Genomic DNA, 9,662 nt, shown 5'->3' with positions numbered 1-9,662 from the left:
CGGCCAACCAGGACAAGCTGAGCGGACTGCACGCCAACACCCAGGTGCCCAAGTGGATCGGGGCGGCGAGGGAGTACAAGGCCACCGGCACGACCCGCTACCGGGACATCGCCACCAACGCCTGGAACATCACGGTCAACGCGCACACGTACGCCATCGGAGGCAACAGCCAGGCGGAGCACTTCCGCGCCCCGAACGCCATCGCCGGCTTCCTCAACAACGACACGTGCGAAAGCTGCAACACCTTCAACATGCTCACCCTCACCCGTGAGTTGTTCGCGCTGGACCCGAACCGGGCCGCGCTGTTCGACTACTACGAGCGGGCGTGGCTGAACCAGATGATCGGCCAGCAGAACCCGGCCGACGACCACGGCCATGTCACCTACTTCACCCCGCTCAAGCCGGGAGGCCGACGCGGTGTGGGCCCGGCGTGGGGCGGGGGCACCTGGAGCACCGACTACGGCACGTTCTGGTGCTGTCAGGGCACGGGCCTGGAGATGCACACCAGGCTGATGGACTCCATCTACTTCCGCACGGACACCACGCTGATCGTGAACATGTTCGTGCCCTCGGTGCTCACCTGGTCGGAGCGCGGTATCACGGTCACCCAGACCACGTCGTACCCGACCAGCGACACGACGACCCTGCAGGTCACCGGCAGCGTCAGTGGGACCTGGGCGATGCGCATCCGCATCCCGAGCTGGACCACCGGAGCCACCGTCAGCGTCAACGGTGTCAAGCAGAGCATCACCACCGACCCCGGCAGCTACGCCACCCTGAGCCGCTCCTGGACCTCCGGCGACACGGTCACCGTCCGCCTGCCCATGCGGATCGTCATGCGGGCGGCCAACGACAACGCCAACGTCTCCGCCATCACCTACGGGCCGGTGGTCCTGTCCGGCAACTACGGTGACTCCGCGCTCAGTTCCCTGCCGACACTGAACACCTCCTCCATCACACGGACCAGCACCAGTTCACTCGCCTTCACCGCCACGGCCAACGGCTCCACCGTCAACCTGGGCCCGTTCCACGACGCCCACGGCCACAACTACACCGTCTACTGGAACACGAGCGGCACTGTCCGTCTCGTCAACGCGGCCAGCGGTCTCCTGCTGGGCATCCAGAACATGTCCACGGCCGACGGCGGCCGCGCTCTGCAGTGGTCCGACAACGGCACCGCCGACCACGACTGGTACATGATCACCGACGGGGACGGCTTCCGCTTCCGCAACGCCAACAGCGGCAAGGTACTCGGCGTCCTGAACATGTCCACGGCCGACGGCGCGACCGTCCTGCAGTGGTCCGACAACGGCACCGCCGACCATCGCTGGACGCTGCTCGACCAGGGCGACGGGACCTACAAGATCCGCAACGTGAACAGCGGCAAGCTGCTCGCCATCGCGGGCAACTCCACCGCCGTCGGTGCGTTCGCGGTCCAGGACGCGGACGACGGCACCGCCGACAACCGGTGGCGCATCGTACGGAACTAGGGTCCGCCGGCGGCAGCGGTTCTCCTTCGCTCTCCGCCCCTTCCTTCTGCTCGACACTTCGACCGCCGTTCGATATGGAGGACATCAGAGAAATGAGGCCCCATGCGCAGACGTAGTCTCAGCCGCAGACATCTGTCTGTGGTGCTCGCGGCCCTGGTCGCTTCGGCGGCGACCCTCGTCGCGAACCCGGCCCAGGCGGCCACCAGCGGCGCCCTGCGCGGCACCGGTTCGGGACGGTGCCTGGACGTGCCCGGCGCGAGTCAGACCGACGGCACGAACCTTCAGATCTGGGACTGCTGGAGCGGGACCAACCAGCAGTGGACGCTGACCGACAACAACCAGCTCACCGTGTACGGCAACAAGTGTCTGGATGTGCCTGGTCACGCCACCACGCCGGGGACCCGGCCGGTGATCTGGAGCTGCAACGGAGGTACGAACCAGCAGTGGCGGGTGAACACGGACGGCACGGTCGTCGCCGTGGAGTCGGGGCTGTGTCTTGCCGTCACGGGTTCCGCCACGGCCAACGGCTCGGCGGTGGAGATCGCGACGTGCAACGGCGCCGCCAACCAGAAGTGGACCGGCCTGTCCGGGTCGGGCACCACGTGCTCCCTTCCGTCGACATACCGGTGGACCTCGACAGGTGCGCTGGCACAGCCGGCGAACGGCTGGGCCGCGCTGAAGGACTTCACCACGGTGATGCACAACGGCAAACACCTGGTCTACGGGACGAACTACGGGACGAACTGGGGCTCGATGGCGTTCGCCCCCTTCACCAACTGGTCGGACATGGCCTCGGCCACCCAGACCGGGATGAGCCAGGGGGCGGTGGCGCCCACCCTCTTCTACTTCGCGCCCAAGAACATCTGGGTGATGGCCTCCCAGTGGGCCGGCGGCTGGAAGTTCAACTACCGCACGTCGAGCAACCCGGCCGACCCCAACAGCTGGTCCGCGCCGCAGCCGCTGTTCACCGGCTCCCTCCCCGCCGGCGACAACTCCCCCACCGGCCCGATCGACCAGACCCTGATCGCCGACGGTCAGAACATGTACCTGTTCTTCGCCGGTGACAACGGCAAGATCTACCGGGTGAGCATGCCGATCGGGAACTTCCCCGGTAACTTCGGCTCCTCGTACACGACGGTCATGAGCGACACGGCGGACAACCTGTTCGAGGCGCCGCAGGTGTACAAGCTCCAGGGCCAGAACCAGTACCTCATGATCGTCGAGGCGCGGGGGGCGAACGGGCGCTACTTCCGCTCGTTCACGGCCTCCAGCCTGAGCGGTTCGTGGACCCCGCAGGCCACCAGCGAGAGCAACCCCTTCGCCGGGAAGGCCAACAGCGGCGCCACCTGGACCAACGACATCAGCCACGGTGAGCTGGTCCGCAACAACCCCGACCAGACCATGACCATCGATCCCTGCAACCTGCAGTTCCTCTACCAGGGCCGGGGCGCCACACCCGCGGGCACCCCCTACGAGAAGTGGCCGTACCGGCCGGGTGTCCTCACCCTGCAGCGCTGACCCGCCCGTCCACACGCACAGGATCACCGGCTCATGTCGCGTTGTCCGGCCCGCGGAGCGGCTTGCGCTCCGCGGGCCGGGAAGCCAGAAGGGAAATCGCCGCCGCAGCGTTCGCCTCACGGGCCGTCGCGCCCCGTGAGGCCGTCGTGCTGCTCGACCCGCGCGCATGCGGCAAGTCCACCCTGCGACAAGGCCGTTGCTGCGAGGGTGGGTCGATGCAGACGACACCTGACGGACGGCCCGTACCGCCCCCGCACGCCGACGAACGCACCATGCTGGAGGCGTGGTTGGACTTCCACCGTGCCACTCTCGCCCTGAAGTGCGCCGGCCTCAAGGATGAGCAGTTACGGCTTCCGGCGTCCCCCTCGTCGATGACGCTGCTGGGGCTCGTCCAGCACATGGCCGAGGTGGAACGCAACTGGTTCCAGCGCATATTCGCGGGTCAGGACGTACCGCCTGTCTTCGGGGCGGACAATGTCGACGGCTTCGCGCTCCAGCCGGACCGCGGACTCGACGAGGCGACGGACGTCTGGCAGGCGGAGATCGCCCGAGGCCGTGCGCTGATCGCCGACGCGTCGATGGACGACTCCGGCCTTCTGCCCGACCAGGAAGCGGGCCACGTCGGCGGTTCCAGCATCTCCCTGCGGTGGATCCTGGTGCACATGATCGAGGAGTACGCACGGCACAACGGCCACGCCGACCTCGTCCGCGAGCGGATCGACGGGACCACCGGGGCGTAGGACGAGAGCACCGGGGCGTAAGACGCGCTCGCCCGGCCCCGAGTACAGCGCGAGGCCGGGCTCGGATCGCCGTCGTTCTCCAGCGCACGCGACAGTGCCTGACCCGTCAGCTCGGCGCGGCGGACTTCCCGACAGCCTGCGCACCATGGGTGCCCTTCTCGGCGACGGCCGCTTCACCGGATATCTGCTCACCGGCAGCCTCGGCCCGCTTCCCCTCCCCTCGCGTCCTGGGGGCGGGTCTGGCCGCCCTCGGTGCCGCGGGCACCGTCCTGGTCCTCCTCGCCACGACTTCCGGCACGGGGCTGCCCTGGATCGCCTCCGCCCTCTTCCTCACGGCCCGCCCCGTCGGCCTGATCCTGCCGATCACGACGGCACTGTGCGGCCGACTGCTTCCTCCTGCTGTGCCGCTCCTGCTGTGCCGCTCCTGGCGCCTCGGTCCGGACCCGCTGGCCCGGTGACCCCGGGATCCGGGCCGCATCGTCGTTTCCTCGACGGCGACGCTCCCGCGAACTCGTCTGCTGTGAAGGGCAGTTGACATTACTCGTGGGTTGCAGGAGCCGTTTGAGCCGATCTGCGACTGCATGCCGCCATGGATGTGGAGGATTCGTGACGGACTCGTGTGCGTGTCGGATGCTGGTTCGGGCTCCGGCCCGGGATCCCGCACCACCGACCAGCCCACACATTCGTCGAGCCTGCCACGAGGAGTACCATGAGAAAGTTGCTCCGCCAGGGCATCATCGGCCTCTCGGCCGCCGCCTCGCTCGCGCTGTTACCCACAGCGGCAACCCCCGCCCAGGCCGCTCCGTCCGCCATCCCGTCCGGGATGACCTGGACCGTGCTCACCCAGGGCGCCGGGAACGGCACCGTCCGCGTGGGTGCGGACTCCGCGACCGACCCGTACTACGGCGACACCCCGGCCACCGCCACGCTGCCCGTGCTGTGTCTGCGCGTCACCGGCAGCGGCGTGCCCGCCGGCATCACCCCGGACTTCTACGCGGGTTGGGCCCGTGGCACCGTCGCCGCCACACCTCCGGTCCAGGGCAAGACGCTGACGAGCCTCTCCGTCGCCAACAACCTCTGCGTCCAGTACTACGGCACCGGTTGGCGCATGGCCGAGTTCCACGACGGCCGCTACGGCAGCAACCTGGAGTCGAGCGGCGGCTGGTCGTTCTGGGCCCACGGGTACCTGCCCGCGAACACGCGCTTCTGGGCCACCATCAACGACCAGCCCGCGAACCCCTGGAACTGAGCCACCGCCGCCCTCCCGGCTCCACCGGTCGGCAGGTGTGACCGCACCGTGCGGGAAGGCGTCACCGCGACGCCTTCCCGCACGACGGCGGCCGGGCCCCGTGGGTCACGGACCCGGACCCGGGTCCGGACGCACGGCCTCGGTGATCCCGGCCCGGGCCGCTTCGAGTTGCGCGGCGAACGCGATGCCCAGGAACAGTGCCACGCCCGTCACGTTGGCCCACAGCAGCAGGGCGACGAACGCCGTCAGCGGTCCGTACACGGCGCCGAACGAACCGCTCTCGGCGACGTACAGCGCCAGCAGCCAGGTGGCTGTGACCCACAGGACCAGGTGGACCGCCGAACCGAACGCGAGCCAGGTGTAGCCCGGCTGGTCCCTGCGCGGGGCCCAGCGGAAGATCACCGCCGACGCGACCCAGGCGAGTGCCACACCCAGCGGCACTTCGAGGGGCCGCCACCGGTCGAGCCAGTGCTCGGACCAGCCGAGGGCCTCCACCACCGCGTTGCCCACGGCTTCCCCGGCGACGAGGACGAGGAAGCCGAGGACCATCGGCATGCCCGCCGCGAGGGCGAGCAGCAGGGACCGCCCGTACTTGGAGAGGAACGGGCGGTCCCGTTCGATGCCGTAGATGCGGTTGGCGCCTCGTTCCACCTGCCCCATCGCCGAGGCGAGGTTGAGCACCGCGAAGGCGAGGCCCAGCCACATGGCGACGGCGTTCCACACGCCGGAGCCCGCGCTGCGGGCGGTGGCGTCGAGGGCGTCCTCGACGAGCTTCGCGCTGGCGCCCGGGACGATCCGGCCCAGGGTGAGTTCGATGATCCGCCCGACGCTCTCGGTGTGCACGGTGGTGGCCACGCCGACCAGCGCGATGGTGAACGGCACCAGGCCGAGGACCACTTGGAAGGCGAGCGAGCGGGCGTTGGTGAACCCGTCGGCGTAGCGGAAGCGGGCGAAGGCGTCGAGGAGGAGCCTACGGCCTCCGTAGTGACGCAGCGCGGTGAGCGCCTCGTCCCCGGACAGCTCCTCCCCGATCATGTCCCGGGTCTGCGGGACGTGCACGACGGTCCCCATCGCGAACGGCTCCTCCTGTCTCGTGGTCACGGCCGGACGAGAAGACGTGATCGTGCCGCCGGGAGAAACCGTACAACCGGAGGTGCGCTGCGGACCCATGCCGGGTCAGCGGGGGCGTGATCCGCTCGCCAGCTCCATGTAGAAGACATAGGCGATCAGCTGCTGCAGTGTGGCGAAGGTGCGCAGGAACGCGCCGGCCCCTATCTGGAGCGGCCGTACTCCGGCGTTCTGGAGCACCCGGTAGGTCCAGTTGGAGATGGTTCCCCAGTTCTGCTGCAAATCGACGTTCTCCTCGCCCATCTGGGCGCCGCCGCTGCCGTGGTTCCTGATGTTGGTCCTGATGTTGTCGAAGACGCGGCCGAAGCGAGCGGCCTCGGACGTGGCCTGAATGATCATGACGAGGGCGTGGCTCAGGACCGACCGGCCGTTCTGGGTCTGGAGATGGGTGCCGGCCCTGCCCAACTGCTGTAGGGCGTTGTCGAGTCGGGGACCGTTGATCTGGAGGTTCCGGCGGCTGCTCTGGTCCCCCGCCCCGTCGGAGAAGTTGGTGTAACTGCCGTTCCACGGGAGCGCCGTGGAGTTGACGCGCAGCAGCTCGTTGAACCTGGCGCGGCGGGACTCGTTGAAGGCGTAGTGGCCGCCGCCCGGGCCGGCCTGGTAGAAGCCCGCCAGGTACAGGTCGTTGGTCCAGAAGTACAAGGCACCCACGTAGGTGCCGTACCGGTGCACGCTGACCTGGAAGAGGGCGTTGTTGTTGGTGGTCGTCTCGTCCAGCGTGTCGCGGAAGAAGTCGTGGCCGGTGACGCGGTGCATCGCCGCGATCATGTTCCAGTACTCCTGGTGCGGGTCCTGACCGCCGTTGAGCAGGTCGTCGATGACCCAGTCGTGCACGGTGAGCGTCCGGTCGGGATCGGCGGACGCCGCGGGCACCGCGAGGCCCAGCAGGCCGATGGACAACACCAGCGCCACGAGGGCGCCGAGCGCACGTCGGCCGATTCGTCTGAGAACCGTCAACTGGAGCATGGGGATGAGGTGTCCTTCACGTTCTCCGGGTCCGCCGGCGCAGACCGGCGACGCGGAAGGGGAGCCCCTGGCGGGGCGGGTCTCCCCGACGCTATGTGCGGGCGCCCCGCCGGAATGGACTGCGGGCGCCCCGGCTCCGACCCGACAGCGCACACTCGCCCGGGTCCCCGGCGCAGGCTCCGCGGTCAGCGGGACACGCCGAGAAAGGCGGTGACCTCGTCGGCGAAGCGCGCGGGTGCGTCGTGGTGCACGACGTGACCGGCGGGCAGCTCGGCGAGGCGGACTCCACCGGCGCGGCGGGCGGCCATCTCGGCCGCGTGCTCGGCCGCCAGTTCGTCGCTGCGCGTTCCACGGATCAGCAGCGTGGGGCAGGACACCGCCGTCCAGTCGTCCCAGTGATCGCCGCCCAGGGCCTTCTGGGAGGCCACCGTGTCGGCGGTGTCGAAGGAGAAGCCCCAGCCCCGCTCCGTCCGTCGGAAGGAACACTCCAGATAGGGGGCCGCCGTGCCCAGAGCGGCCACCAGCGCTTCCCTGGACGGCATGACGTCGGGAAGGCGGGTGGTGAACGACCAGTCGCAGTCGACGACCGCACCGATGTCCTCGACGATCAGCGCGCTCACCTTGTCCGGGTGCCGGGCCGCGAACTGGTAGGCGTTCACACCTCCGAGGGAGTGCCCGAGCACCGCCACGGGGCCGACGGCCAGCTGCCGGTGGAAGGCGGCCAGGTCGGCCACGTACGCGTCCCGCTCGTAGGTGCGGGCACGGTCGGAGTCACCGTGCCCGCGTTGATCGAGGGCGATCACCCTCCACCGTGGGGTCAGTGCCGCGGCCAGCGGCGCGAACGCCGAGGCTTCGTTGTAGTGCCCGTGCAGGGCGAGAAGCGGTGTTCCCGGACCCCCGAAGTCCAGATACGACAGCTTCCGCCCGCCCACCATGAAGAACTCGCGCATGATGCGGATGGTAGGAGCCGGCACTGACACGTCATGGCGCGATCTCGAAGCGGGGCGGTTGAACCCGTGCCAGGCAACGGATGTTCGGCCTGTTCGGGGTCGTGAAGAAGGACGTGGTGATGGTCTGCGCGCACCGTGAGTCGGCGAACACGACGTGGGCGACGTAGGGGACGGTGACGGCGGTGGACCGGCTCAGGGTGCGGGCCGCGTACGCACCGTTGCTCGGCGCGGTCTGGGCGTCGAAGCCGCCGGACAGGAGCAGGGTCGGGATGTCGCTGCGGGTCACGTCCCGGATGGAGGGCGGTGCCGCGGGGACGTCCCAGGCACGGCAGTCGTCGTGGAGCCAGGCGAGCTGCGGGGCGTTGGCGAGCATCGAGCGGGGGAAGGACGGGAACGCCCGCCGTCCACCGCGGATCACGTCGGCCTCGCTCTCGTACGGGGTCCACTGGCTGCAGAAGATGCCGTAGAGGAGCCCGTGCGCGACCCTGCCCATGGCCTGCGGGCTGAGCCTGCCGCCCGCCAGTTGCTCGGCGATGCGCTGCGGGTCGCCGTGGGCGAGTTCGTCGATGGAGCGGGGCACGCCGGCCGCCACATGGGTGGCGGAGGTGAGCCAGGTGACCAGGGCTCCCCCGTCCAGGACGACCTTCANNTGGACGGGGACCGTCACGGTGGTGGTGATCGGCCGGGCCTCCAGCTCCCTGACCAGGCGCAGGAAGGTGGCCTTCAGCCTCGGGTAGCGGGCGTCGCAGTCGGGCTGTTCCGCGCACGCGGCGAAGAGGCCGTCGAAGCCCTCCCGTGCGGCCTTCCAGGTCACGGCCCCGCCGGCGATGGACGGCGGCAGGACGCCGTCGATGCCCACCGATCGGATGCCCCTCGGGTGCAGGCGCATGTAGTTGAGCGCGAGGTGGGTGCCGTAGGAGATGCCGAACACGTTCCACCGCTTGAGGCCGAGGGCTCTGCGCAGGGCGTCGTAGTCGGCTGAGCTCTCGATGTCGTCGTAGGCGCTGCGGCGGGCGCCTTGGCGTGCCACCCGGTCGCGGCACACCCGGGTCGCCTGGACGTGCAGGCGTCCGGTGGAGGGGGCGTTGGAGACGAGGCCGAGGGCGCGCGCGTTGAAGGCGTCGATGTTGGGGCAGGTCAGCTCGGGAACGGCGGAGTAGGTACCCCGCTGGGACATGAAGACCAGGTCGCGGTCGCGGTTCAGGTCGCCGTTGAGCGCCAGGGGGATCTCGGAGATCGCGTCGTCGCCGGGTCCGCCCGCGAACCAGACGATCGGGTCGGGTGCCGGTCTGCGGGTGGCCGCGGGCACGATCGCGACCGCGAGGGTGATCTTCCGTCCCTTGGGCCGGGAGCGGTCCTCGGGCACGGTGAGCGTTCCGCAGCGCGCCGTCTCCAGAGCGGGCACCGGGTCCGCCGTCCTCGGGCAGGGGCCCGGCGCGTAGCGGGCGTCACCGGCCGTGCGGGCGACCGAACCGAGGGGCGCCGGGGTGTCGGGCCGGGCCTGGGCGGGGGTGGCGAGGCCCGCGACGAGGGCTCCGGTCGTGGCCGCGGCGAGCAGGACCGGTAGCCGTCCGGGGGCGCGGCGTGGGCGGGGCGGGTGAAGGGACATCAGCTGCTCTCC

At 69.9% G+C, this 9,662-nt stretch carries 10 protein-coding genes; 5 read left to right on the top strand and 5 right to left on the bottom strand.

Annotated features, from left to right (window positions below; genetic code table 11):
* From AOK15_RS32340 to AOK15_RS32320, 5 genes are all read left to right on the top strand, one after another.
* The coding region (locus AOK15_RS32340) for a beta-L-arabinofuranosidase domain-containing protein (RefSeq protein WP_205632271.1) at window positions 1-1,490 on the top strand (1,490 nt) is incomplete at its 5' end.
* 102 nt (window positions 1,491-1,592) lie between these two features.
* On the top strand, window positions 1,593-3,008 hold the full coding sequence (locus tag AOK15_RS32335; RefSeq protein ID WP_055521880.1) for a non-reducing end alpha-L-arabinofuranosidase family hydrolase: 1,416 nt from the start codon (window positions 1,593-1,595) through the stop codon (window positions 3,006-3,008).
* A gap of 215 nt (window positions 3,009-3,223) precedes the next feature.
* Window positions 3,224-3,748 carry a DinB family protein gene (locus AOK15_RS32330; RefSeq protein WP_107099560.1) on the top strand — a complete coding sequence of 175 codons (525 nt, stop codon included), beginning with the start codon at window positions 3,224-3,226 and terminating at the stop codon, window positions 3,746-3,748.
* Window positions 3,749-3,897: 149 nt separating this feature from the next.
* Window positions 3,898-4,206, top strand: coding sequence for a hypothetical protein (locus AOK15_RS32325; RefSeq protein ID WP_055521878.1), 309 nt, complete (start codon window positions 3,898-3,900; stop codon window positions 4,204-4,206).
* A 251-nt stretch (window positions 4,207-4,457) separates the two neighbouring features.
* Entirely contained in the window at window positions 4,458-4,997 is a 540-nt protein-coding gene (locus AOK15_RS32320) for a hypothetical protein (RefSeq protein WP_055521877.1), read from the top strand.
* Window positions 4,998-5,102: 105 nt separating this feature from the next.
* Here AOK15_RS32320 and AOK15_RS32315 read toward each other — a convergent pair whose 3' ends face one another.
* From AOK15_RS32315 to AOK15_RS47600, 5 genes are all read right to left on the bottom strand, one after another.
* Window positions 5,103-6,068 (bottom strand): YihY/virulence factor BrkB family protein, encoded by a 966-nt coding sequence (locus AOK15_RS32315; RefSeq protein ID WP_055521876.1) that lies wholly within the window; start codon window positions 6,066-6,068, stop codon window positions 5,103-5,105.
* A 105-nt stretch (window positions 6,069-6,173) separates the two neighbouring features.
* Window positions 6,174-7,091 carry a ribosome-inactivating family protein gene (locus AOK15_RS32310; RefSeq protein WP_055521875.1) on the bottom strand — a complete coding sequence of 306 codons (918 nt, stop codon included), beginning with the start codon at window positions 7,089-7,091 and terminating at the stop codon, window positions 6,174-6,176.
* 185 nt (window positions 7,092-7,276) lie between these two features.
* The gene (locus AOK15_RS32305) at window positions 7,277-8,041 is read right to left on the bottom strand and encodes an alpha/beta fold hydrolase (RefSeq protein WP_055521874.1); all 765 of its coding nucleotides are present in this window, start codon (window positions 8,039-8,041) and stop codon (window positions 7,277-7,279) included.
* A gap of 31 nt (window positions 8,042-8,072) precedes the next feature.
* A complete protein-coding gene (locus tag AOK15_RS47605) occupies window positions 8,073-8,414 on the bottom strand; it encodes an alpha/beta hydrolase (protein ID WP_240508699.1) in 342 nt (113 codons plus the stop codon).
* A gap of 277 nt (window positions 8,415-8,691) precedes the next feature.
* On the bottom strand, window positions 8,692-9,650 hold a 959-nt coding region (locus tag AOK15_RS47600), incomplete at its 3' end, for an alpha/beta fold hydrolase (protein ID WP_240508698.1).
* Window positions 9,651-9,662: the final 12 nt, after the last annotated feature.

Origin of the sequence: Streptomyces ossamyceticus, from assembly GCF_001418475.1 — a bacterium.
Classification (GTDB): domain Bacteria; phylum Actinomycetota; class Actinomycetes; order Streptomycetales; family Streptomycetaceae; genus Streptomyces; species Streptomyces ossamyceticus.
Note: the sequence above shows the minus strand (reverse complement) of the source record. Positions and strands in the feature narration are given on the sequence as shown.